Here is a 23,007-nt window from a genome sequence, read left to right on the forward strand (position 1 = left end):
ACCAATAGGGTTATTTATCGGTCAACTTTGAACACACAGCGCTCCCTTATGGTCGCCCATGCCAGGTCCATGACACTCTCGAATGCTCGGCAATCACAGGGCCTACCGGCGGGGAGGACGCTGGTGGAGTTCGAGATCAGGCTTTCGGGATCGGTGGAGATCCGAACGGCGGGCCGCCGTAGCGATCTCGGATCGACCAAGACACGGCTGGCGCTCGCCGGCCTCGCCTGGGACGCGGGTCGCACGGTGAGCGTGGACGCTCTGATCCACCGCATCTGGGACGAGCATCCACCCGCCAAGGCACGGGAAGCACTCCACGCCCACATCTCCCGCATCCGGGGCGCCCTGCGGATGGCCGGGGGCGACGCTCCCCCGGTCGTCAGCCGTACGAACTCGTACGCCCTGGAGGTCGACCCGGAGCGGGTGGACCTGCGCTGTTACACGAACTGCGTCGAGCGAGCCCGGTCCCTGCGGGACAACGGGGACGAGGAGACGGGACTGCGTCTGCTGGACCGGGCGGAGGCCCTGTGGCACGGCGAGCCACTGGCCGGGATCACCGGCTCGTGGGCCGAGCATCTGCGTGCCGCCATCGGCGAGACCAGCCTCGTGGCGGCCATGACCAGGGCCGAAATCCTCCTGGGTGCAGGGAAGTTCAGCGACGCCGTGCCCGTACTCCTGCCGTTGGCCGAGGCACACCCCGTGGACGAGGCCCTGGCCGAACGACTCGCCGTCGCCCTGTACGGCGGCAACCGGACGGCCGAGGCGACCAGACTGCTCCAGCGGACCCGGCAGCGTGTCGTCCGGGACATCGGCCTCGACGCCGGCCGCGGGCTGCACCGGGTCCACCAGGGAATCCTGGCGGGAACCCCCGCGGCGGACCTCCTCCCCCAGGCCGGGGCCAAGGACAAGCGCCCCCCGCGGCCGACGCGCCGGGTCCCGGACAACCTGCCCCGTGATGTCCCGTGGGCCGGCCGGCACGATGAACTGCGGCGGCTCACCGCGGCGCTCTGCGAGGGGCGGGGAGCAGCGGACGTCGTCACCGTCGAGGCGATCCACGGAATGGGCGGGGTCGGAAAGTCCGCCCTGGCCGTCCATCTGGCGCATCGATTACGGGACCGCTTCCCGGACGGCCGCATCTTCCTCCACCTCGGCGGCTCCTCCACCGACCGGACTCGGCCGACCCCCGCCCGCGCCCTCACCGAACTGCTGCGGCTGCTCGGCCTGGCAACCAAGGAACTACCGCGTGAACTGGACGAGTTGGTCGCCCTGTGGCGCTCGGTGGCACGAGACCGCCGGATGCTGGTGATCCTCGACGACGCGACCTCCTCCGAGCAGATCCGCCCACTCCTGCCAGGCGCTTCTCCGACAGCTGTCGTCGTGACCAGCCGCCGACGGTTGCCCGGACTGCCTGGCGTACGGCCGGTCTCACTGGACGTGCTGCCTCCCGAGGACGCGGTGGCGCTCTTCTCACAACGGCTGGGGAGAGCACGCGACACGGATCCCGCCGATGTGGCGGAGATCGTCCGGATCTGCGGCTACCTCCCGCTGGCGATCGAGATCGCCGCGAGCCGGTTGCTCGCCCGCGCCTCGTGGACCACCTCCGACCTGTTGCGCCAGCTGAGCGACGGCAACGGCCACCTGGCCCAACTCCACGACCTGGACCGGACGTTGACCCATGTCTTCGCGGTCTCGTACGAGGCTCTCAACGCCGACCAGCAGCTGGTCTTCCGCCGTGTCGGTCTGCATATGGGAGTCGAGTTCGGTCCTCGGGCAGTCGCCGCTCTCACCGGGCTCTCCCCGGAGACGGCTGAACACGTACTCGAAGAACTACTGGCTCACCACCTCATGGCGGAGCCCATTCCCCACCGTTTCACCATGCATGATCTTTTACGGGACTACGCCAGATCACTGATCGAGTCGAGCGACGCCGAATCCCGGGACGATGCCCGACGGGCCGTACAAAGCCTTGTGGATCACTACGTGCACACCGCGGACCGGGCGGACCGGCTGGCGTATCCCTTCCGTTCGCGCACCGATCTCGACACGGGTGTTCCCGCCACCGCACCCTGTCCGGAAATCATCGACGCGCAGTCGGCGGAACAGTGGCTGATCACCGAGTCGGCCAATCTTCTGGACACCCTGAACTGGCTTGTAAACCACGGCACAGAACATCAACTCGCCCTTTCTGTCCATGTGTTGGCGGGCTTCCTGGACATGGAGGGACACCTCGCCGCGGCTGAGCCACTGCTGCGGCGCGCAGTCGCCCACTGGAACACCGCAGGTGACAGCCCGGCCAGGGTGCGAGCCCTGCTCGACCTCTGCGCGGTGCACACCCACGCCTCCCGTTACGACGAGGCGATCTCGACCGCACGCCAGGCACTCGACCTCGCCCGATCGCTGCGGGACCGGGAGCTGGAGAGCGAATGCATTCACCAGCTCTCGATCCCCCTGTGGCAGACGGGGCAGTACAGATCGGCCCGATCACTTCTCAAGAAATCTCTTAATTTTCTTTCGCAAACTACCGACACGCTCCGCATCGCGCGTTGCCGAAATTTACTCGGCATCAACCATCTCCATCTGGCCGAGAACGAAGAAGCTCTGGCGTGCTTCACCTCGGCTCTGGCCGATTTCACGGAAATAGGGGATGAGCGGGGAAAATACAGCGCACTGAACAACATGGCGGAACTCCACAAGAGAGCAGGGCACCCGGAGGCCGCCGAAACCGCTTATCGGCAGGCGGTGATCGTGGCGGAGCGGATGGGGAATCCGCGAGACAGAGCCACGCTCCAGATGAATATGGCGTCCGTGATGGATGCGCTCGGCAGAGCCGATGAAGCCCTCGAGCTGTACGGCATGGCCCTGCCGGTGCTGCGGGATGTCGGAGACCGGCGCGCGCAGGCCATCGCCCTCACGCGCATCGGCAGGACGTACCGCACGGCGGGCCGCACCGATGAGGCCCTGCGACACCACATCACCGCACTTGAGATGGCACGCGCCATTCATGCGGCGGGCGAGGAGGCCGAGGTGCTCCACGACCTGGCCCTGGCCGAACGGGACGCCGGGCTCACCGCCCGGGCCCTGGCCCATCTGGAGGAGAGCCTGGCGGTGAGCCGGAGCATCGGGGCCTCCGCCGAGGAGGTCCGGGCCGCCGGCTTGCTGGCCGAGCTGCGGGCCGAAGTTACCGCCTAGTTCAATTCCGACGGGCGCGGCCGGCCCATAGGGATACACGCGTAACCCGCGCAGCGTTCGACTTGGTTCGCCATAGCCGCACGCACGCTCGATCAACACGCTAATGTTCTCGCGAGCGACGAGGCACTCCCGCTGCCACTCCGGTCTACAGCTGTGCCTTGCCCACGCTTCGGCATAGACCAACGCTCGTTGAGAGAAAGAAAGGCAAAGAGCTTCGTGAGATACCTGAACCGCGTCGTAGTACTGACGTGCATTGCATACGTGATTGTCCAGAGTCACGGTCCGACGTACTTCGGCATGTGAACCGCCCGGTGTCCGGTCCCATTGCTCGTGGCTCGGTACCGGACACCGGCCCCCCGAATCTGGCCGACGACGACCGCCCTCCTCGGCGCCCGCTCTGGGACGATGACGTACCGATGCGTTCGACTGCGCTGAGCGACTGGGGGTACTGGCGTGGATCCGATCTCGGCGAGCCTTCTCGTGGCGGCGGCGACCGGAGCGGGCGGCGAGATGGGTCGGCAACTCTGGTCGGCGCTACGGGGGTTGGTGCGGACGGGCCCCGCGACCGGCGAAGCCGAACTGGCCGCCCTGTCCGAGGCCCCCCATGACGTGGAGCGAGCGCGGGCGCTCAGCGAGGCCCTGAACCGCCGCGCCGAGCAAGACCCCTCGTTCCACGCGAACTTGACGCAATGGCAGCAGCAGGCTCAGCTGCTGCGTACCGGGGACGGAGACACGCACAACGCCATCAGCGGCGGCACACAGCACGGACCCGTCGTGCAGGGACGTGACTTCTCCGGCCTCACCTTCAACACGCCGGTCCAGGGCCGGCCACCTCACCCACCATCCACGGACCGGTGAGCGGACCGACGTTCAGGACCACCTCTTCACCGCTGAGCCCCTCCCTGGAGGAACACCGCACCGAGTTGGTCAGTCGCTTGCCCCACGCACGGCCAGCACCACAGCCGCACCCACTACCACCGCGCCCGCTGCCCCCACCGCCCCCAAGGACCGCATCCGCCCACGGGACGTCCGCCACGACAGCACCGACCACGTCGACTGCGCCGACAGCAGTGACCCCGTGCTCAGCCACGAGCCCGCCGAGATCAGGGACAGGGCCGATCCGATGGAGCCCACGGACAAGGCGCTGCCGATCGAGCCGACCGAGAGGGCCGAGCCCACGGAACCGATGGACAGCACCGAACCCACCGAGCCGATCGACAGCACCGAGTCCTGCGACCACAGGGACAGCACCGAGTCCGAGGAGGTGTGACGCGCCGGCGATACGGATGGCTTGGTCATGACGCCATTCTGCCCGTCACCGACGCGCCGCGGTCAGTCCTGGGCCCGGTTCTGCCTCCGGCCCGTGAGGACCAGGGCCGCGCCGCCGATCACGACCAGCGCGATGGCGGTACCGGCGATCAGCGGGGTGGTCGCGGAGCCGCCGGTCTCGGCGAGGTTGACGTCGGTGGTGGGGAGGGCCACCGTGGCAGGGCTGGGCTCGCTGAGGGTCTGGGTCGTGGCGCCCCGCTCACTGCTGCGGGTGCGGCAGTCGAGGACACCGGTGAAGCGCTTGGCGAGACCGTCGGGGCCGGTGATCGTGAAGTCGTAGGCCTGGTCCTCCTGGAGCGGGACCGTCACCGTGCGGGACTCGCCCGCCGCGATGGCGTACTTGGTGCCCATCAACTCGAAGGCGAACTCCTCGTCGCCCTGGTTGACCGCCGTGATGTCCAGGCCGCCCTTCGTGCAGTTCCGCGCCGCGGACAGAGCAGGCACGGCACCCTCCTTCGCCCAGGTCGCGCTCGCCGTGGCGGAGACCGTCGACTCGCTGGAGCCGGCGAGGATCTGGGTCTGGCTCCGGCTCTCGGAGGCGAAGGCACGGCCGACCGGCACGGTGGTCGAGGCCTGCACGGTGAGGTCGGCCGAGCCGGCCGCCGCGTCCTCGGGGACGTCGAAGTAGAGCTCGCTGCCGTTGCTCACCGAGGTCACCGGTCTGCCGTCCTTGCCGACGATCCGCACGCCGCTGGTGGCCGTGTCCGCCGGCGGGGTGACCGTGGCGCCGGCCGCGTTGGTGTGCACCGTCACCGGGCCGAGCAACTCGCCGGGGTGACCGGAGACCGCGGGCGGGTCGAGCGTCAGGGACGCGGCCGGCTCCACGACGTCACGGGCGCTCTTCTGGAGGTAGTCCGCGAGCTTCTCGGCCTGCGGGTCGACGGCGTCCACGTCCGCGTCGTCCGAGTGGCGCCAGATCGCCACCTGGGTGCCGGCCGCCGCGTCCTGCTCGGTCAGGCCGGAGGCGATGCCGGCCTTGGCGGCGAGCGCCGCGAGATCGTTGACCTGGGGATAGGAGTTCTCCAGGATCCAACGGATCTTGCCCGCACCCTTGTTGGCGCCCAGCGAGGTGCCGCTCCAGTCGGTCTCGTGGTACTTGGCGTCCTTCTGCGTGGGGTTGTAGAGATCGACGCAGTAGGTCTGGAGAGTTCCACCGCCCTCGACGGACATCTCGAACAGCCCGGCCGACACCTGGAGATCGCCGTCGGCGTCGTGTATCACCGCGTCACCGTAGGTCTTCAGGCCCCCTATGGTGGCGGTCGCCCCTCTCTGGTTCTGCGCCGCCTCGTCCGCCGACGCCGTGCCGGCGACGGCCACCGTCGCACCGGCGGCGAGCAGGCCGGAGACGAACGTGACGGCCGCGAGGCGAGCCGCCCCCCGTCCGCGCACGGACAGCGCAGAGAACGCAGAAAACACGGAATTCCCCTTCGAGCAGGACCCGTTGTCGAGCGGGGTGGCGGTCCCACCAGCAAACTCAGTAGCCCCGGGAGCTGTGTTCGGCATCCTAGGGACGCGGCCGCCCCCCTCTTCCCGAGGAGGCCGTCGGAAGATCGATCCGACTCGGAATCGTTATCGCCACGGCCTTTCACCCGCATGGCTTATCGACAAATCGACCAGAGATGAGTGGAACGCATGCGCCGATAAGCCGCACTTCGGTCGCCGCCGTGCCCTCGGTCGGCGTCACGTCACCGCGACGGGCTCCTGTCGTTCCGCTGCCTCGACCGGCGGTGTCTCCCAGACGGGCTCGGGCTGCCCGGACGTACCCGCGGCGGTGTTCTCGGTCCGCTGGGTGCGCCGGAAGGCCGAGGTGCCGCGCGCCAGGTCGTGGCCGATCGCCACCGCGTCGATGTCGGCCGAGGTCCAGGTCGGCTGCCCCTCGCGCACCTCCGAACGCACCTTCAACCGGCCCTGGACGACCACCGGATCACCCACGTTGATCGACCCCGCCACGTTCGTGGCGAGCTGGCGATTGGCCCACACCGTGAAGAAGTTGGTGTGCCCGTCCGTCCACTCGTTCTTCTCGCGGTCCAGATAGCGCGCGGTCGCCGCCAGCCGGAACCGCACCGAGGCACCCGTCGCCAGCTCCCGGTACACCGGCTGTGTCGCCACGTTGCCCACCGCGCAGATCATGGTCTCGTTCATCGCTGGGATCCCCTCCCTGACATGCCTACGGGCCCGTCCCGTACGGCTGCTGCTGTCTGCGTGCCGACCGCGTCACCGCGATCGCCGCGAAGCCAGACTGCCTCCGCCGGGCCGAGCCCGCTGCGCCCTGTGGACCGTCCCCGGGTTGTGGAAAACTCCGCCACCCGAACGAGGGACCCCGTCCACAGGACCGCCCGTCACCTCACCTCCGTCAGGCCCCTCACCCCACCCCGACGACCTTGCCGTACTGCTCCCGGACCTCCCGGTAGCGCAGCAGCTCCGCCGCAACCGGATCCAGCACCCGCGCCCTCCCGCATCCGGACGCCGCCTCCCGCAGTCGCCGTTCCGCCTCCACGCCGTACCTCCGCGCCGGCCCCCGCGCCGCCATCCGGCAGCTCCACTCGACGAGCGGGCCGCCGATGATGCCCGCCACCATCAGCAGCACCGGGACCCCCAGGTTCGGCGCCATGACCCCGACGATCTGGCCCACCAGCCAGAGTCCGCCGACGATTTGGAGGAGCGTCATGGACGCCTGTGCCAGCACGGCCACCGGCCACCAGCCCGGGCGCGGCGGACGGCCCGGTGGGAGTCCGGCCCGGGCGGTCAGCTCGTCCAGCGCCTCGGGCAGCCCCTGGGAGCCGCGTACGGCCGCCTCGCGCACCGCCTGCGCCCACGCCGGGGGCAGCCCCGCCGAGGCCCGGTCGGCGAGCGTGCGTACCGCCTGCTCGACCTGCTGGCGCGCGGTCGCCTCCTCGTCCGGGTGGGCGCGCAACGGCACTCGGCCCGTGGGAGGTTCGCGCCGGTCGTGGTACCAGCGCCACAGCCGCAGCCAGGGCGTCCCGCACGCGCGGTTGGCGTTGCGCAGCCAGGCGCGTTCGGCCGCCTCGCCCGCCGCCGTGGCGCCGACCGCGTCCGCGAGCCGGGCGGCGAAGTCGTCGCGCGCCGCCTCGCTCAGCCCGGTGCGCCGGCCCGTCGCGTAGACGGGCCGCAGCCGCCACGCGGCCGCGTCCACGTCGGCCGCGATCCGCCGCGAGGGAGCCCCGCGCTCCGCCACGAACTGACCAAGCGCCTCCCGCAGTTCACCGACTCCGTCCCCGGTGAGCGCCGACACCGCGAGCACGGTGGCGCCCGGTTCGCCGTACTCCCCGAGGGCGATCCCGTCCTCGTCGAGCAGCCGTCGCAGGTCGTCGAGGACCTGCTCGGCGGCCTCCCCGGGCAGCCGGTCGATCTGGTTGAGGACGACGAACATGACCTCCGCGTGGCCCGCCATGGGCCGCAGATAGCGCTCGTGCAGCATCGCGTCGGCGTACTTCTCCGGGTCGACGACCCAGATGACGGCGTCGACGAGCGCCAGGACCCGGTCCACGTGCTCGCGGTGCTGGACGGCGGCCGAGTCGTGGTCGGGCAGGTCGACCAGGACGAGCCCGCGCAACTGGGCCTCCGAATCGGCACTCTGCAGCGGGCGCCGCCGCAACCGGGGCGGGATGCCGAGCCGTTCGATGAGACTCGCCGAACCGTCGCTCCAACTGCACGCGATCGGCGCGGCCGTGGTGGGCCGGCGTACCCCGGTCTCCGAGATGGCCACTCCGGCCAGCGAGTTGAACAGCTGCGACTTGCCGCTGCCCGTGGCGCCGGCGATCGCGACGACGGTGTGCTGCCCGGACAGTCTGCGCCGGGCGGCCGCCTCGTCCAGGACCTGGCCGGCCTCGGCGAGCGTCCGGCTGTCGAGCCGGGTGCGCGAGAGCCCGACCAGCTCGCGCAGCGCCTCCAGGCGGGAGCGCAGCGGGCCGTCGTACGTGAGCGGGGCCGGCGGCGGAACGTTGGGCCCACGGACCTCCACGACGGCGGCCTGCTCGGTCTCGGCGGTGACCCGGCGCGCGATGAGCCCGTCGTCCCAGGAGCCGCCGGAGTCGGCGTCGGCCGTCCCTGCGGAGGTGTCAGCGGCCTCCACGCGCGCGCGTTCGGCCCCCTCGCGTACGTGTCCCTGGCTCGCGTCCGCCCGCGCGGGACCGGAGCCGGCGCCCTTGCGCGCCTGCCCGGCGTCCGCCCGCCCGTCCCGGCCCTGAGTCCCGTCCACGCGCGCGTGCCCGTCCTTCCCGCCCGAGTCCGCTTCGGCGCCCGCGGATTCCTCGACCGATCCCTCCGCGTTCTCCGATGCGGCGTCGCCCGCCCACCCCGCGTGGTCCTGATCCGTGTGGTCCTGATCCGTGACGGCGGTCATCGGTCACCTCTCCTTCTGCAGTACGGACAGCGCGGCGATGAGTTCGGCCTGTGGTTCGGGGTGTACGTCGAGTGCGTCGAGCGGGGCGAGCCGGCGCTCGCGTTCGGTGTTCACGACCCGGTCGAGGTGCTCGGCGAGCAGCCGTCCGCCCCGGTCGCGCAGCCGCAGGGCCCCGTGGGCGCCGATCCGCTCGGCGAGCCCTTCGCCCGCGACCCGGGCCCGGCGTCCGCCGAGCAGCGCGGTGGCGACGAGGGCGGCGACCGTCTCCGGGTCGGGCGGGGCCCCGCGGTCGAGGTCGCGGATCTCCTCCTCCGCGTACTCCTCCAGCTCCCGCCGCCAGCGCCGTACGGCCATCCCGATCCGGTGCTCGGCGCTCTCCAGGGTCGGGTCGCGATCCGTCAGTTCCGGCGCGGCGGCGGCCGGTTCGCGCCGCCAGGCCTCGTCGACGCGCTCGTCGGCGGCGGTGACCGCGCACAACAGGAGGGCGCCCAGGCTCTCCACCAGGGCGTCCAGGAGCTCCGAGGCGGTGCAGTCGAGGGGGAAGGCCCGCCAGCGCTTGAGGGCGTCACCGGCGAGCACGGCACCGGCTTGCAGCCGCCCCCGCACGCGCGTGTACTCGCTGTCGTACGCCCCCTCGACGGCGGCGGTGAGCCGCAGCGCGGCCGCGTACTGGGCGGCGGCCGCGCCGGCCAGCTCGGGCATGCGGGACTTGAGGGAGTTCAGGACGCCGTGGGCCGTACGGGCGACGGCGTACTGCCGGGCCGCGGGGTCCTGCACCTGGTGGACGAGCCAGGTCCGCAGCGAGGCCACGGCGGTGGCCGGCAGCAGCCCGCCGCCCCAGGCCGACTCGGGCAGCTCCGGCACCGTGAACCGGGGCAGCTCGCCGAGGCCCGCCTTGGTGAGCAGGGCGCCGTACTGCCGCGAGACCTCGGAGACGACCTGGTGCGGCACCCGGTCGAGGACGGTCACCAGCGTGGCGTCGTACTCCTTGGCGGTGCGCAGGAGATGCCAGGGGACGGCGTCGGCGTAGCGGGCGGCCGTGGTGACCATGATCCAGATGTCGGCGGCGCAGATCAGCTCGGCGGCGAGGACGCGGTTGTCGGCGACCAGGGAGTCGATGTCGGGTGCGTCGAGGAGCGCGATGCCCGGCGGGAGGGTGTCGGCGGTCTCGACGCGCAGCACGCGCGCGGGGTTCTCACCGGGCAGCAGGAGTTCGTCCCCCGGCTCGTGGTGGGGCACCCACACGCGGGTGAGGTCGGGCAGTACGCGCATCCCGCTGAACCAGTGGTGGTCCTCCGGATGGCAGACCAGCACCGGTGTCCGCGTGGTCGGTCGCAGTACGCCCGCCTCGCTCACCCGGCGTCCTACAAGGGAGTTGACGAGGGTCGACTTGCCGGCCCCGGTGGAACCGCCCACCACGGCCAGCAGTGGCGCTTCGGGGTCTCTCAACCGGGGCACCAGATAGTCGTCGAGCTGGGCGAGCAGTTCGTCGCGGTTGGCACGCGCGCGTGGGGCCCCCGCCAGGGGCAGCGGGAAGCGTGCGGCGGCGACACGGTCGCGCAGGGCGGAGAGTGCGTCGAGCAGCTGAGGCCGTACGTCCAAGGTCACCACATGTGAAGAATGCCCAATTTTGGGGGAATTCTGAAGCATATGACCATGTCTGCGCGCCGACCGGACACAAGGGATGGAAGGGACGACTGGGACGCAGGCATAGTCCAGGCATAACGAGTGCACAACACCCGGTGCGCGAGGCGCCAAAAGCGATGCACGATTCGTACCTGCCTGCGATTATCAGGACCGCTTCACTGAACCTCCACATCGAGCCACGGAGGCGAAGCAACAGGGACAAGGTCGTGGGAGCCCTATCCTTGTCCCCGGCAGCGTCACGGAACGGCCCCCACCCGGGCACCCAAGACAGAGGCCACCACACCCGGCCCCCGTAGCTCAGTGGATAGAGCAGGCGCCTTCTAAGCGCTTGGCCGCAGGTTCGAGTCCTGCCGGGGGCGCACCGCTACACATCGTGTTTCCCCAGTCCGGATGGGCCGTACGGCCTACCGATGGCTCTTCCTTGCCGCAGAGACGCGTTGCGGCGGACATCACGGATCCGGCCCCCGACACCACCTCGACATCACGCCCCGCCTGGGCGGCCGAGATCATGCGTGACCGCCACTGACAGTGCCACGGCGTAGAGTCGATCACCTGAGCGGATCAAGCCCGGACAGGATCACGCAGGGGGAAGGACCGACATGCGTCTGCACTGTGCCGTGCTCGACGACTTCCAGCGGGTGGCGACCGAGTTCGCCGACTGGTCTCCGCTCGCGGACCGGGTCGACGTCGTCTGCCACGACACCCACTTCGCCGACGAGGACGCCCTGGCGGCCGCGCTCGCCGATGCCGACATCGTCGTCACCCTGCGCGAGCGCGTCCCCTTCCCCGCCTCCCTCATCGCCCGGCTGCCCCGGCTGAAGCTGCTCATCGCCTCCGGCATGCGCAACTCCGTCATCGACTACGCGGCCGCCGAGGCACACGGGGTCACCGTCTGCGGTACGGCCAGCTCCTCGACCCCGCCGGTCGAGCTGACCTGGGCGCTGCTGCTCGGTCTGGCCCGCGGGATCGTCGAGGAGAGCAGCGCCCTGCGCGCGGGCGGTCCTTGGCAGAGCACCGTAGGCGCCGACCTGCACGGCCGCCGGCTCGGACTGCTCGGCCTCGGGAAGATCGGCGGCCGGGTGGCACAGGTCGGGCTCGCCTTCGGCATGCAGGTCAGCGCCTGGAGCCGGAACCTCACCAAGGAGCGCGCCGACGAGGTGGGCGTAGAACTCGCCCCCTCCCTGCCCGACCTCCTCCGCGCCGGCGACTTCGTCTCCGTCCACCTCGCCCTCGGCGACCGCACCCGAGGTCTGCTCGGCCCCGCCGAACTCGCCCTCCTCAAGCCCGGCGCCTATCTGATCAACACCTCCCGTGCGGCGATCGTCGACCAGGACGCGCTTGTCGCCGCCCTGCACGAAGGCCGGATCGCCGGAGCGGGCGTCGACGTCTTCGACACCGAGCCCCTCCCCGCCGACCACCCGATGCGCACGGCACCGCGCCTGCTCGCCACCCCGCACCTCGGCTATGTCTCGCGGGCCAACTACACGACGTACTACGGCCAAGCCGTCGAGAACATCCAGGCCTACCTGGCGGGTTCCCCCGTACGACGGCTGACCGGTCCGAGCTGATTTCCCTCGCACGACCGAGTGGTGCCCGGTCCCCCGCCGCAGAAAGGGTGATCCCGACATGAACGCCGTTACCAGGAGTGAGCCTCCGCGTTGAAGGGGGAGTGCGACGGCGCGTCCTGCCGCCGCACTCACCGAGTCAAAAGGAGAACGTGATGTCTCGCATCGCGAAGGCAGCAGGAGTCGCCCTCGGCACCGGTGCCGTGGTCATCGGCGGCGCCGGCCTGGCCCTGGCGGACGCGGGTGCCGACGCCGCCGCCATCGGCTCGCCCGGCGCCCTGTCCGGCAACGTCGTCCAGGTTCCGATCCACATCCCGGTCAACGTGTGCGGCAACACCGTCAACGTGGTCGGTCTGCTGAACCCGGCCTTCGGCAACACCTGCGCCAACATCAGCGGCGGCGACAGCCACAAGGGCAACCCGGGCCCGGGTGGGCACAGCAGCTACGGCGGCTGATCGTCCGTACGCGACACAAGAGCCCCGGCACCTCGAGCGCCGGGGCTCTCCCATGGCCGGGACCCTGTCCGGGACCGTGTCCGCGGGCCCGCCCCAGATCTCAGGCGTACCGGTAGATCCCGCTGACGTCCTCCAGCTGATCCGGCGTCACGTTCCACGGCGGCAGCTTCTCGTGCCGGGCCACGACCCGCCCGTACTGGTCGCTCGCCGGGCCGGGCGGCCTCGCGGGCAGATAGCGGGCGCCGCCGTGCCGGCGCTGCCAGCGGTACCAGCACAGGTCGATGAAGGCGTGGTGCAGCCAGAACACGGGGTCGTTGACGGACGCGCCGCCGACCATGGCCCCGCCGACCCAGCGGTGCACCCGGTTGTGGTTGCGCCAGGCGGCACTGCCCCGCCCGCTCCCCCACCCTTCCAGCTTGTTGCGGAAGCCCTTGGTCACCGTCGAGTTCCACGGTGAGACGTCGTAGACGGGGTCGGCGAGCGCCCCCTCCAGCTCGCTCCTGGTCGGCAGCGCGAGAGGAGCGGCGGCGCGCCCGAGGTCCCGGGTGAGGAACTCCCCGTCGGTGACGCCCTCCGTGAGGGTCCAGTTGCCGCTCGCGTAGGCGAACGGCCCGGTCATCACCTGGCGGTCCGAGCGTCGCCCGTTGCCGCCCAGGAGGTCCTTGGTCCAGGGCACGGACGTCGTCCCACGGTCCCGGGTCCAGTCCCAGTACGGCACCGTCACCGACGAGTCCACCCGGCGCAGTGCCCGCTCCAGGTCCAGCAGGAAGCGGCGGTGCCAGGGGAGGAAGGAGGGTGCCATGTGGGCCGTCCGCAGACCGTGCTCGCCGTCGGAGACGTAGTACTGGATGTGGGTGCGCACGAACTCGTCGTACTCGCCGCGCCGTTTCAGCTCCAGCAGCGCCTTGACGAACCGCCGCTTCTCGGTGGCGGTGAGGGTGCTGACGTCCTTACGCGTGTACACCATGGTGTCCCCCCATGTGTGCGTCGCCCGCCGTGGTCCCCAGGTCGCGCAGCCGCTGCCCGGGCCCCAGCTCGTCGACGGCCGCGCGGGCCGCCTCCAGCGGGGTCGGGTACGAGCGGTAGTGGTCGACCATGCTCAGCCAACTGCCGTCGGCGCGGCGCATGAGGTGCAGCGGTCGGCCGTCCACGGTGACCTGCCACGGGACGGCGTCGGCGGGGCGCCCGGCGGCGGGCATCCGCAGGCCGCGGATGCGTCGGCCGCGATGGATCTCGTCGAAGTCGAAGGCCGGGTCCGCGGGGTGCGCGGTACGGCGCTCGGGCCGGGAGGCAGCGACGACGGGGGCCAGCGCGACGGCCGCGGCCGCGGCGAGCAGCGCGCGCACCGCGTCCCGCCGCGCGGTGGGCACCGGCCGGGGTCTCACCGCCCCCGTTTCGGCCCTCGCCACTCCCCCACCGACGCTGACGACCATCGTGTACTCCTCTTCCGGTTCCGATGTACACAGCCGTAACCGCCCGAGGGCCCCCGTGGTCACTCCTCCGGCCCGGGCAGTCCCGGAAGGCCGACGGGCCCGGGCCGCCGCGTCGCCGCGTCGGCGCGTCGGCGCGGTCCTAGAGCCCCGGTCCCATGGCCAGGTCAGCGCCGGGCACCGTCTGCAGGGCCGGGGCGAGGATGCCCGCCTGTGGGAGCTTCGTGTCCGGCAGGCCCATGTGGTCGGGGTTCGGCCGGGTCAGCGGGGCGTCCACGCTCAGGCCTGGCGCCAGGGTGCGCAGATCGGCGGCGGGTACGCCGACACCGATGTGGTCGAAGTCGTCTCCGAGGACGTGGGGCACGGGCGCGCGCAGGCCGGCGCCGGGCAGGCCGCCGGTGAGCGGCACCTGCGGGATGGTACGCGCCGGGAGGAGCCGGCCCTCGACGAACTGCGGGCCGTCGGGCTTTCCCGGCCGCGGCAGCGGGATCTCCCCGCTGAGGCTCGGCAGCTCCATGTCGAGGTTCTTCTCGGCGGCTTCCAGCGGCACCGGGACGGGAACCGTGCCGACCGCGGCGGCGGGCGCGGCGGCGGCACCCATGGCGGCCGCGACGCCGGCGACGACGGCGGCAAGAGTTCGGGGGGTCGACTTCATGGCAGGTGCGGTCCCTTTCAGGGTTCGGGGGCTCAACGTCCGTACCGCGTAACGATCCTGGGGCGTTCACCAGCGCAAGAATCCCCCGGGTGCCGCAGTAGTACGACGAACCGACAGCGGCCGGTCAGCTCGTCCAGAAGCCCCACCAGCGGGTCAGGACCAGCATCCCGACGATCCCGGTGTGCAGCACCGGTGGCACCCAGGTGAACTCGTCGAGGCACGCCCTGAGCGGGCCGGGCGCGGGCAGGAACCGGTGGCGTACGGCGTGCGCGACGACGTACCAGAACAGCAGGATCGTGGCGACCCACGCCAGACAGCACCACAGGCACAGCGCGTTGATCCGGTACAGCGACTCGAACTGCAGCCACGACACGAACCCGACGCCGAACAGGCAGCCGGCCGCGAGGGCCAGCCAGTACCAGCGGGGGAAGCGGGCGCCCGCCAGCAGGCTCACGCCGACGCAGATCACCATGCCGTAGGCGACCAGGCCCAGCATCGGGTTGGGGAATCCGAAGGCCGCGGCCTGGTCGCTCCGCATGACGCTGCCGCAGGACACCACCGGGTTGAGGCTGCACCCGGGGGTGAAGTCCGGGTTCTCGAGCAGCTTGAACTTGTCGAGTGTGATGACCCACGAGGCCAGCAGCCCGGCCGTCCCCGTGATCACCAGCAGCAGGGCGAAGGCGCGGCCCGCGCCCGCGGGCTCCCGCGTGTGCTGTCCCGGGGCGGTCACGGCGTCAGGCGCGCAGGCTGCGGACCGGCAGCACGATGTGCGCGGCGGCGTCCAGGGTCTCGTCGGCGTTGACGAACTCGGCGAGCGTCGCCGGGTCGACGGACTCGCCCGGCTCGGCCTCCGGCCAGGCTCGGGTGGTGAAGATCAGGTAGGCGAAGCCGCGTGCGTCGACCGCCGCCAGCCACTCCGGCGGCACGGTGCACTGGACGTTGAGCCGCGGCATGGTGAGGACGGCCTGGCCCGCGACGACGAGCAGACCGACCGGGAGACTGGGCCTGGCCATGCCGTCGACCAGCTCCCGGCCGACCGGCAGGCCGTTGTCCGTCAGCAGCCGCTCGACCGCCGCGGACGTCGTCTCCGGACCGCCCTCGGCGTTCCCGAGGGAGCAGACCAGGAGGTGGGGGATGTCGATGCCGTCGGCGTTCTCCCCGCTCCAGGGCAGTACGACGATCGTGCCCAGGTCGGCGGAGCGGAAGGGCCGGGTTGTGCTTGAGGTCGAGGTCACCGGGCGACCTTAACGACGCTCCGGACGGCCGCCGGACGCGTTCTCACCCGAGTGGGCGATGGGCCGCCGTCCGTCCACACGAACGAGGGACGGGCTCGAACAGCGCGAAGGGCCGATCCCATGGCCCGGACGGCCACCACGGAATCGGCCCCATTCCCGGACGGATCCGGTGCGGGGAAAAGCGGAGTCAGCCGCCCACGGGAAGAACGCCGACAATTCCGCCGTCGTTGTTCAGGTCCTTGGTCGCGCCCTTCACGGCGTTGAGCGCGGAGTCCTTGTTCTCGGTGTCGAGCGCGTTCGACTGGTGCTGCAGCGGCATCACGTCGATGGGACCCCTGGTGAGCGCGTTCACGGCGCCGTTGAGGCTGGTGGGCGTGAGGTCGGCGCTGTTGTAGGCGAACGCGGGCGCTGCGGCACCGGCGAGGACCAGGGAACCGGCAACGACAGCAGCGGCCTTCAGGGACTTCATCGTGTTCCTTTCTTCGGCAACTCATGTCGCCAGAGAGAATGCTGACGCCGTGCCCAACGAGTTGCGTCCGGAGCGGAAACCCCTCCGGTGAGTCCTCATATGAGATCCCTGAGCTCCATGAGAGACCGCGCGAAAGGGCCGCGGGGCTAGCTCGGCAGGCCGTTCGCCGGAAGGCCCGGCGGGCCCGGCAGGCTCGGTCTGGGCAGCTTGCCGCCCAGCAGGGTCGCGGCGACGGTGTTGACGAGACTCGTCACCGAGCCGGTGACCGCCGGGGGCACCTGAGCGGCGTCTCCTGAGGTCACCGCCTTGATCAGCTCGTCGATCGCCTTCTGCAACGCGGCCAGCGCGTCGCTGATGACGTCGGCAGGAGCCACGCCGGTGTTGACACCGCTCCTCGTGGGGGCGGGGAGCGTGCCGACCGGGAGGGCCGGGGCCGTCGTGGTGGCCTTGGCGATGGCGTCCTTCACTGCGGTGCCGAGCCGGTTCGCCTCGGTGGCGGAGAGCTGACCGTTGTCGGCCTCGAGTACGGAGTCCAGCAGGTCGGTGACCGGGGTGAGTACACGGCCGAGGTCACCGAGGCTCTTCACCTGGGTGAGGAGCGTGTCCGCGTCGGGCAGGGGCGCACCGGACGCCGTACGGGCGCGCTCCCGGGCCGGGCCGGCGGCGACGGCGGCCGGGCCGGCCATGCCGACCAGAAGGGCGGCGCACAGTGCGATGGACGCGATACGCCGTGCGGGCAGACCACGCATGGGTGTTCCTTTCGATGAGCATCGGATCTGTGCCCACCGTGAATTCACCCACCGGGCGCCGCAACCGGTGTCCCCCGTTCGGGGAAACGCAGACCGGCCGCTCTTCCGCGCGCGAAACACGGGAGGGCGGCCGGCCGGCGGAGAGACGTGTGAACGTCAGTCGTTCACGCACTGGTTGCCGAACGCCGGGTTCAGCAGGGCGATGATGTCGACGGTGTTGCCGCAGACGTTGACCGGAACGTGCACCGGAACCTGGACGACGTTGCCCGACAGCACACCCGCGGAGTGAGCGGCGGCGGCCTGAGCGCCACTGTCGGCGACGGCGATGCCCGCACCACCGGCGACGGCCGCGGCGGCAACGGAGGTCAGGGCCAGGCCCTTCGCGATACGCGACATGGAGAGTTGCTCCTTGGGGGTTGACACTAAACACCCGGGCGGGATGCCCGGCGCTGTGTCAACGCACGGCGCCCTCGCGGGTTGTGCGGCCAAAGGGGTGATCTACCAGGATCCCGAGTGTGCGATTCCGACACGATTGACCGGTTTGACAGTAATAGTCCGGAATCCGGCTAGAGTTGCGGATCTCCGACGCCTCCACAGACCGCACGTCGCACACACGGGGCGCCGTATTTTCCGGAAAGGGCAACGCCGGTCATGCGTAATTCCCCGGGTCCACTGCTGCGCCGTGCGATGGCGGGCGTGCTCTGTCTGGCGGCCCTCGCCGCGCCGGTCTGCGCCGAAGCGGCGGTCTCCGCCCCGTCGACCGTCCCGTCGGCCGCGGAGGCGCGGCGGCTCCCCTTCACCGAGCGGTACCGCGCGACTCAGCACGGCGGCATCGTCCGCGCGGCCAACGTCTCCATCAGCTGCCGAGCCACCGGCACCCGGGCCGCAGCCTCCTGCCCGGCCGTACGCGCGGGCGGGAAGGGGGGCAACGGCGACTTCGACATGTTCTACGTCGACGTGGACCGCGACCCCGACACCTACAACTCCTCCCGCGCCGGGGTCCGGCTGCCCGAGGGCTCACGGGTGACGTACGCGCGCCTGTACTGGGGCGGCAACCTGCGGGTGGGCGAGCAGAAGTCGCCGAAGGACAACGGGCGAGTGCTGATCGCCGAGCCCGGCGGCGAGTACAAGGCTCTCCTCGCGGACACGGTGGTGGGCCACCGGGTGACCCGCGGCGCGGACGCCTACCAGGCTTCGGCGGACGTCACGAATCTGGTCCGGGAGGGCGGTTCGGGCCTGTACACGGTGGCGCAGGCCAACGTGGCGATGGGCAGGTCGGCGGCCGGGGCGTGGGGCGGCTGGACGCTGGTGGTGGCGTACGAGAACCCGGCCCAGCCCCTGCGGCACCTCTCCCTCTGGGACGGCTTCGGCGCCCTGAACTCCCGTACCGTCCAGGAGATCCACCTGGGCGGGCTGCGTCTGCCGAGGAACGGCACCGGCCGGGCCGGGCTCGTCGCGTACGACGGCGACCGCGGCCGCACGGGTGATTCGTTCACCGTGTCGACCGGCCGCGGCTCGAACACCGTGCTCGCCGATCCCGCAGGCCCCCGGGACGACGTACTGAACTCGACGATCTCCGAGGTGGGGGCGCCCACGCCGGAGCGTGTGCCCTCGTACGCGCACACCCTCGGTTACGACTCGGACGTGTTCGAACTCGGACACGCCCTGCGCGACGGCGGTGACCACCTGGCCTTCCGGCTCGTTTCCCACCGGGACGCGGCATGGGCCGGCGCGCTCTTCGTCGTAGTCGACACCCGGCAGTAGATCAGTTCCGGCCCGTCCCGAGCCCGTCCGTGAGCGAGGAAACCGCGCAATGCACCAGTCAGCAACCGACCCCAGGCCGCGGGTCCTGCACCTCACGCAACCCGTGGACGGCGGGGTGCCCCGGGTGGTGACGGACCTGACGCGGGCCCAGGTCGCCGCCGGTCTGCACGTCACGGTCGCCTGCCCGCGCGGCCCCCTCACCGCGGACCTGCGGGCCCTGGGCGCGGACGTACGGCAGTGGGAGGCGACGCGCTCGCCGGGTCCCGCACTCGTTCGAGAGGTACGGCGGCTCGCCCGGGTGATCGAGGAGGTGCGGCCGCATCTGGTGCACGCGCACAGCGCGAAGGCAGGACTGGCCGGGCGGCTCGCCGTGCGGGGGCGGATCCCCACCGTGTTCCAGCCGCACGCCTGGTCGTTCGAGGCCGTCGGCGGCGTCACCGCCGCCCTCGCGCTCGGCTGGGAGCGGGCTGGATCGCGCTGGTCCGCACGGACCGTGTGCGTCAGCGAGGCGGAGCGCCGGACGGGGCTGCGGGCCGGGATCGCGGGGCGGTGGAGCGTGATCCCCAACGGGATCGACACCGAACGCTTCCGTCCCGCAGCCGCGGACACCGTACGGGCGCAGCTGCTGCCCGAGGTCGAGCCGGCGGCACCCCTCGTGGTGTGCGTGGGGCGGCTGTGCCGGCAGAAGGGGCAGGACGTCCTGCTGCGGGCGTGGGACGCGGTGCTGCGCCAGGTGCCGGACGCCCGGCTGGTGCTGGTCGGGGACGGACCCGAGCGGGACCGGCTGCGCGAACGGGCCCCGCGGTCCGTGCTCTTCACCGGGGCCGTCGCCGATGCCGTGCCCTGGTACCGGGCCGCCGATCTGGTCGTGCTGCCCTCACGCTGGGAGGGCATGGCGCTCGCCCCGCTGGAGGCGATGGCCTGCGGGCGGCCCGTGGTGGTGACGGACGTGGACGGCGCCCGGGAGAGCCTGCCGCCCGCCCTCGCACCGCACTGCCTGGCGCCCCCGGAAAACCCGACGGCACTGGCCGGCACCATCGCCGCGCTGTTGCTCGACCCGTCGCTGCGCGAGTCGCTCGGCCACCGGGGCCGCCGCCACGTCCTGTCCACCCACGACGTGCGGCGCACGTCCGAGGCGGTGGCGGGCCTGTACCGCGACCTGCTCGACGCCGAGCTCGCCGCGCGCGTCGCGCCCACCGAGCACAGGGAGCCCATCCACTCGTGACCGCGGAAAGCACCGTCCCCTCCCCCGGCGGACAGGCCCGGGACCTCGGATTCTCATCCGTTTCGATCATGCCGCCGCGCGACCAGGGAGCCGGATTCCGGTTCCCCGCCCGCCGGCCCACGGCCCGCCCCGCCTCCCCGGTCCCGCTGCTCACCGCGGACCTTCTCGCCGGCCTGGTGGGGGCGTTCGCGCTCAGCGGTGACCGATTCCGGCCGCTGCTGGTGGCCGTTCTGTTGGCCGCCTCGATACTGCTGCGCCCGCACCCGCCCCGTCAGGTGGCCGGCGTCCTCGACGAACTGCCCGCCGTGTGCGCCAGGATCGCGGTCGCCTGGCTGGTCCTCGCCGCCGCGGTGGCCTCGTACGACGCGGACCGCGCGCTCTCCCCGGCCACTCTGGCCGTGGGCTTCCTGCTCCAGTCGGTGGCCGCCTGCGTGGGCCGCGGCACCGTGCGCCGGCGCCAGCGCGTGGCCCGGCTGGTGCGTCCGCGTGCCGCCCTCGTCATCGGCCCCGCGGCGACCGCACAGCGCGTGGCCGCCGCCGTACTGCGCCATCCGGGCTGTGGGGTACGGCCGGTGGGGATCGTGAGCGAGCAGATCGACGGCGGCGAGGGGTTGCCCGTGCTGACGACCGGCGAGGAGGTCGAGCGCGCGCTCATCCAGAACGGCGTACGGGACGTCCTGACCGTGCATCCGTCCGTACGGTCCCGGCAGGGGCCGTTGTTGCGGGCGCTCGCCGAGTCGGGGTGCGCGGTGTGGGAGATCGACGCGGAGTCGCCGTCGTACGAGATGAGGGAGCAGCTCGCCGGGTTCTCCTGCCGGCGTCTGGTGATGGGGTCGCGGCGGCGGGGCAGCGCCGGGAAGCGGGCGCTGGACGTGGTCGCGTCCGGGACGCTTCTGTTGCTGGTCAGCCCGCTGCTGCTGGTGTGCGCGGTGGCGCTGCGGCTGAACGGCGGGCCGGGCGTGGTGTTCCGGCAGGAGCGGATCGGCATGGACGGCAAGCCGTTCACGCTGCTGAAGTTCCGCACCCACCGGCCGGTCGACGCGCACGAGGCGGCGACGCGCTGGAGTGTGGCGAACGAGCACCAGATGCCGTGGCTGTGCCGCTTCCTGCGCCGTACCTCGCTGGACGAGCTGCTCCAGCTGTGGAACGTCCTGCGGGGCGACATGAGCCTGGTCGGTCCGCGGCCCGAACGCCCGTACTTCGTCACGAAGTTCAGCCAGACCTACCCCGGTTACGGGGCCCGCCACCGGATGCGGACCGGCATCACCGGGCTCGCCCAGGTCCACGGTCTGCGCGGTGACACCTCGATCGAGGACCGCTGCCGGTTCGACAACGCGTACATCGACAACTGGTCGCTGTGGCAGGACATCTGCATCCTGCTGCGCACCGCGGCCGCGCTCGTGCGTCCGACAGGGAGCTGAGCGCGCATGAGTCTCGCAGTGAGCCTGCCGCGGGTGCGGGAGCTCTCTCCCGTTCTGCCGGTGGTGGCCGTGGTCGCGCTGGTGGCGCTGCCGGTGTCGCCGACCGCCGAGAGCGGTGCGGGGCCGGCCGACGCGGTCTCCGGACTGCTGGTGCTGTACTGCGTGGTCCGGCTGCTGCGGGAGCGGCGGCGCCCCCTGCCGCGAACGGCCGCCGTCGTCCTCGGTCTGCCGGTGGCCGCGCTGGCCGTCGCCGCGGTGGGCGCGTCCTCGCCGGTGGCCGGGCTCACGGGTATGGGCCGCTATCTCCAGGTCTTCGTGCTGGTCCCGGTGGCGGTACTGCTGCTGGTCCGGGACCGGCGCGACTTCCGGTTGCTGGCCTGGTCGTTGGTGGCCCTGGCCGGGTGGCAGGGCGCGATCGGCGTGCACCAGTACGCGACCGGGACCGGCGCCTCCTACCAGGGGGCGGACATCCGGGCCGTCGGCACCTTCGGGCCGGCCGACGTGATGGGGATGGCGACCGTCGTCTCCTTCGGGCTGGTCTGCGCGCTCGGGCTGGCGCTCGGACGGGCGTCGGTACGGCAGCGGGTGGTCGCCGCCGGGTGCGCGCTCGCGCTGCTGCTGCCGCTCGCGTTGTCCTTCAGCCGGGGCGCGTGGATCGCCACGGCCGTGACGTGCTCGGTGCAGCTGGTGCTGGCCGGGGTGCGGCGGGCGCTGGTGGTGGGGGCCGTGGTGGCTGCCGTCGGCGTGGTCCTGGTGGGTGGGTTCGGGCTGGGTTCGGCGCAGCTGCTGGACCGGGTCGACAGCATCACGCAGGTCACCGACGCCCCCGATCAGTCCGTGACCGACCGGTACACCATGTGGGCGGCGGCCGTCGGCATGTGGCGCGAACAGCCGCTGACCGGTGTGGGGTTGAAGGGCTTCCCCGAGCAGCGGGACGGGCACGCCTCACTGGCCCTGTCCGCCGGCAGTGACACGGAGGGCGCGGGCGCGGCCTTCCGCCGGCAACCGCTGCTGTCCCCCCACAACATGTACCTCCTGGTGCTCGCCGAACAGGGCCTGGTCGGTCTGCTCGCCCTCGCGGGCAGCTGGCTGGCCCTGCTGGTGTGCGGACTGCGGGGACTGGTGCGGGCGCGCGGGTCCGGGCGCGGGCTGGACTGCGCGCTCGTCGGCTGCGGACTGCTGGTGTGGCAGCTGACGGACTTCGCGTACGCGGACATCGGCGGCCCCTCGACGGTACTGACGGCGGTGTGCCTCGGGGTGGTGGCGTGGTGGGCCCTGGTCGGGAGCCGGGCGGTGGCGGCGCGGGACGGGAGCGGTTCGACACCGGCGCGGGACGTGGCCGGCGAGACCGAGGAGGCCGGAGCGCGATGACGTTGACACCTCCGCGTGCCACGACGCCGGTTGGGGCTGAGGCCGACCCTGGGCGAGCTTCCGGATCGGCTGGATCTGACGCCGTCCCTGGGCAGGCCTCCGGATCGACTGGGTCTGACGCCGTCCCTGGGCAGGCCTCC

Annotated in this window: 21 protein-coding genes and 1 tRNA gene; 9 read left to right on the plus strand and 13 right to left on the minus strand. The window is 71.8% G+C overall.

Annotated features, from left to right (window positions below; all coding sequences use genetic code 11):
* The first annotated feature begins 123 nt into the window (after window positions 1-123).
* Window positions 124-3,189 (plus strand): AfsR/SARP family transcriptional regulator, encoded by a 3,066-nt coding sequence (locus tag ACIRP7_RS01390; RefSeq protein ID WP_403652306.1) that lies wholly within the window; start codon window positions 124-126, stop codon window positions 3,187-3,189.
* A gap of 453 nt (window positions 3,190-3,642) precedes the next feature.
* The gene (locus ACIRP7_RS01395; protein ID WP_403652308.1) at window positions 3,643-4,047 is read left to right on the plus strand and encodes a hypothetical protein; all 405 of its coding nucleotides are present in this window, start codon (window positions 3,643-3,645) and stop codon (window positions 4,045-4,047) included.
* Between the two features lie 69 nt (window positions 4,048-4,116).
* Here the strand turns inward: ACIRP7_RS01395 and ACIRP7_RS01400 are convergent, their stop codons facing one another.
* The 5 genes from ACIRP7_RS01400 to ACIRP7_RS01420 form a co-directional block, all read right to left on the minus strand.
* Window positions 4,117-4,488, minus strand: a complete 372-nt coding sequence (locus ACIRP7_RS01400) for a hypothetical protein (RefSeq protein ID WP_403652311.1) — start codon at window positions 4,486-4,488, stop codon at window positions 4,117-4,119.
* Window positions 4,489-4,521: 33 nt separating this feature from the next.
* Window positions 4,522-5,934 (minus strand): TQXA domain-containing protein, encoded by a 1,413-nt coding sequence (locus ACIRP7_RS01405; protein ID WP_403652314.1) that lies wholly within the window; start codon window positions 5,932-5,934, stop codon window positions 4,522-4,524.
* Between the two features lie 264 nt (window positions 5,935-6,198).
* Window positions 6,199-6,660 (minus strand): single-stranded DNA-binding protein, encoded by a 462-nt coding sequence (locus ACIRP7_RS01410; protein WP_403652316.1) that lies wholly within the window; start codon window positions 6,658-6,660, stop codon window positions 6,199-6,201.
* Window positions 6,661-6,880: 220 nt separating this feature from the next.
* On the minus strand, window positions 6,881-8,881 hold the full coding sequence (locus ACIRP7_RS01415) for a GTP-binding protein (protein WP_403652318.1): 2,001 nt from the start codon (window positions 8,879-8,881) through the stop codon (window positions 6,881-6,883).
* 3 nt (window positions 8,882-8,884) lie between these two features.
* Window positions 8,885-10,492, minus strand: coding sequence for a dynamin family protein (locus tag ACIRP7_RS01420; RefSeq protein ID WP_403652321.1), 1,608 nt, complete (start codon window positions 10,490-10,492; stop codon window positions 8,885-8,887).
* Window positions 10,493-10,814: 322 nt separating this feature from the next.
* On the opposite strand from ACIRP7_RS01420, the gene ACIRP7_RS01425 reads away from it, so the two are divergent.
* From ACIRP7_RS01425 to ACIRP7_RS01435, 3 genes are all read left to right on the plus strand, one after another.
* Window positions 10,815-10,887, plus strand: a tRNA-Arg gene (locus tag ACIRP7_RS01425).
* Window positions 10,888-11,127: 240 nt separating this feature from the next.
* Window positions 11,128-12,096 (plus strand): D-2-hydroxyacid dehydrogenase family protein, encoded by a 969-nt coding sequence (locus ACIRP7_RS01430; RefSeq protein ID WP_403652324.1) that lies wholly within the window; start codon window positions 11,128-11,130, stop codon window positions 12,094-12,096.
* 152 nt (window positions 12,097-12,248) lie between these two features.
* On the plus strand, window positions 12,249-12,548 hold the full coding sequence (locus ACIRP7_RS01435) for a chaplin (RefSeq protein ID WP_403652327.1): 300 nt from the start codon (window positions 12,249-12,251) through the stop codon (window positions 12,546-12,548).
* Window positions 12,549-12,648: 100 nt separating this feature from the next.
* Here ACIRP7_RS01435 and ACIRP7_RS01440 read toward each other — a convergent pair whose 3' ends face one another.
* The 8 genes from ACIRP7_RS01440 to chpG all read right to left on the minus strand — a co-directional run bounded on the left by ACIRP7_RS01440 (window position 12,649) and on the right by chpG (window position 17,482).
* The gene (locus tag ACIRP7_RS01440) at window positions 12,649-13,515 is read right to left on the minus strand and encodes a tyrosinase family protein (protein WP_403652330.1); all 867 of its coding nucleotides are present in this window, start codon (window positions 13,513-13,515) and stop codon (window positions 12,649-12,651) included.
* Window positions 13,499-13,981, minus strand: a complete 483-nt coding sequence (locus tag ACIRP7_RS01445) for a tyrosinase cofactor (protein ID WP_403652333.1) — start codon at window positions 13,979-13,981, stop codon at window positions 13,499-13,501. The genes ACIRP7_RS01440 and ACIRP7_RS01445 overlap by 17 nt, the downstream gene beginning before the upstream one ends.
* 139 nt (window positions 13,982-14,120) lie before the next feature.
* Complete coding sequence (locus tag ACIRP7_RS01450) at window positions 14,121-14,633, minus strand: hypothetical protein (RefSeq protein ID WP_403652336.1); 513 nt, start codon at window positions 14,631-14,633, stop codon at window positions 14,121-14,123.
* 124 nt (window positions 14,634-14,757) lie between these two features.
* Window positions 14,758-15,363 (minus strand): vitamin K epoxide reductase family protein, encoded by a 606-nt coding sequence (locus ACIRP7_RS01455; protein WP_403652339.1) that lies wholly within the window; start codon window positions 15,361-15,363, stop codon window positions 14,758-14,760.
* A 4-nt stretch (window positions 15,364-15,367) separates the two neighbouring features.
* Entirely contained in the window at window positions 15,368-15,868 is a 501-nt protein-coding gene (locus ACIRP7_RS01460) for a DUF5949 family protein (protein ID WP_403652342.1), read from the minus strand.
* A gap of 187 nt (window positions 15,869-16,055) precedes the next feature.
* A complete protein-coding gene (locus ACIRP7_RS01465; RefSeq protein ID WP_403652345.1) occupies window positions 16,056-16,337 on the minus strand; it encodes a hypothetical protein in 282 nt (93 codons plus the stop codon).
* Between the two features lie 146 nt (window positions 16,338-16,483).
* Entirely contained in the window at window positions 16,484-17,086 is a 603-nt protein-coding gene (locus ACIRP7_RS01470; protein WP_403652348.1) for a hypothetical protein, read from the minus strand.
* A 156-nt stretch (window positions 17,087-17,242) separates the two neighbouring features.
* Window positions 17,243-17,482: a chaplin ChpG gene (gene chpG / locus ACIRP7_RS01475; RefSeq protein WP_403652351.1), complete on the minus strand. Its 240-nt coding sequence runs from the start codon at window positions 17,480-17,482 to the stop codon at window positions 17,243-17,245.
* Between the two features lie 255 nt (window positions 17,483-17,737).
* Between chpG and ACIRP7_RS01480 the strand changes: the two genes are divergently transcribed.
* From ACIRP7_RS01480 to ACIRP7_RS01495, 4 genes are read left to right on the plus strand one after another with little or no spacing between them, the layout of a single operon-like run.
* Window positions 17,738-18,850 (plus strand): DUF3344 domain-containing protein, encoded by a 1,113-nt coding sequence (locus ACIRP7_RS01480; RefSeq protein WP_403652354.1) that lies wholly within the window; start codon window positions 17,738-17,740, stop codon window positions 18,848-18,850.
* A 49-nt stretch (window positions 18,851-18,899) separates the two neighbouring features.
* Entirely contained in the window at window positions 18,900-20,075 is a 1,176-nt protein-coding gene (locus ACIRP7_RS01485; RefSeq protein ID WP_403652356.1) for a glycosyltransferase, read from the plus strand.
* Entirely contained in the window at window positions 20,072-21,496 is a 1,425-nt protein-coding gene (locus tag ACIRP7_RS01490) for an exopolysaccharide biosynthesis polyprenyl glycosylphosphotransferase (protein ID WP_403652359.1), read from the plus strand. Before ACIRP7_RS01485 ends, ACIRP7_RS01490 begins: the two co-directional genes overlap by 4 nt.
* A gap of 6 nt (window positions 21,497-21,502) precedes the next feature.
* On the plus strand, window positions 21,503-22,867 hold the full coding sequence (locus ACIRP7_RS01495; protein WP_403652362.1) for an O-antigen ligase family protein: 1,365 nt from the start codon (window positions 21,503-21,505) through the stop codon (window positions 22,865-22,867).
* Window positions 22,868-23,007 lie beyond the last annotated feature (140 nt).

This window comes from Streptomyces sp. NPDC102270 (assembly GCF_044766405.1).
GTDB lineage: Bacteria > Actinomycetota > Actinomycetes > Streptomycetales > Streptomycetaceae > Streptomyces.

Excerpts from the sequence above, each read along its gene's own strand:
- ACIRP7_RS01400 (WP_403652311.1), bottom strand. The coding sequence starts at position 4,488 with ATGACCAAGCCATCCGTATCGCCGGCGCGTCACACCTCCTCGGACTCG.
- ACIRP7_RS01410 (WP_403652316.1), bottom strand. The coding sequence starts at position 6,660 with ATGAACGAGACCATGATCTGCGCGGTGGGCAACGTGGCGACACAGCCG.
- ACIRP7_RS01415 (WP_403652318.1), bottom strand. The coding sequence starts at position 8,881 with ATGACCGCCGTCACGGATCAGGACCACACGGATCAGGACCACGCGGGG.
- ACIRP7_RS01430 (WP_403652324.1), top strand. The coding sequence starts at position 11,128 with ATGCGTCTGCACTGTGCCGTGCTCGACGACTTCCAGCGGGTGGCGACC.
- ACIRP7_RS01435 (WP_403652327.1), top strand. The coding sequence starts at position 12,249 with ATGTCTCGCATCGCGAAGGCAGCAGGAGTCGCCCTCGGCACCGGTGCC.
- ACIRP7_RS01440 (WP_403652330.1), bottom strand. The coding sequence starts at position 13,515 with ATGGTGTACACGCGTAAGGACGTCAGCACCCTCACCGCCACCGAGAAG.
- ACIRP7_RS01445 (WP_403652333.1), bottom strand. The coding sequence starts at position 13,981 with ATGGTCGTCAGCGTCGGTGGGGGAGTGGCGAGGGCCGAAACGGGGGCG.
- ACIRP7_RS01450 (WP_403652336.1), bottom strand. The coding sequence starts at position 14,633 with ATGAAGTCGACCCCCCGAACTCTTGCCGCCGTCGTCGCCGGCGTCGCG.
- ACIRP7_RS01465 (WP_403652345.1), bottom strand. The coding sequence starts at position 16,337 with ATGAAGTCCCTGAAGGCCGCTGCTGTCGTTGCCGGTTCCCTGGTCCTC.
- ACIRP7_RS01470 (WP_403652348.1), bottom strand. The coding sequence starts at position 17,086 with ATGCGTGGTCTGCCCGCACGGCGTATCGCGTCCATCGCACTGTGCGCC.
- chpG (WP_403652351.1), bottom strand. The coding sequence starts at position 17,482 with ATGTCGCGTATCGCGAAGGGCCTGGCCCTGACCTCCGTTGCCGCCGCG.
- ACIRP7_RS01480 (WP_403652354.1), top strand. The coding sequence starts at position 17,738 with ATGCGTAATTCCCCGGGTCCACTGCTGCGCCGTGCGATGGCGGGCGTG.
- ACIRP7_RS01485 (WP_403652356.1), top strand. The coding sequence starts at position 18,900 with ATGCACCAGTCAGCAACCGACCCCAGGCCGCGGGTCCTGCACCTCACG.
- ACIRP7_RS01495 (WP_403652362.1), top strand. The coding sequence starts at position 21,503 with ATGAGTCTCGCAGTGAGCCTGCCGCGGGTGCGGGAGCTCTCTCCCGTT.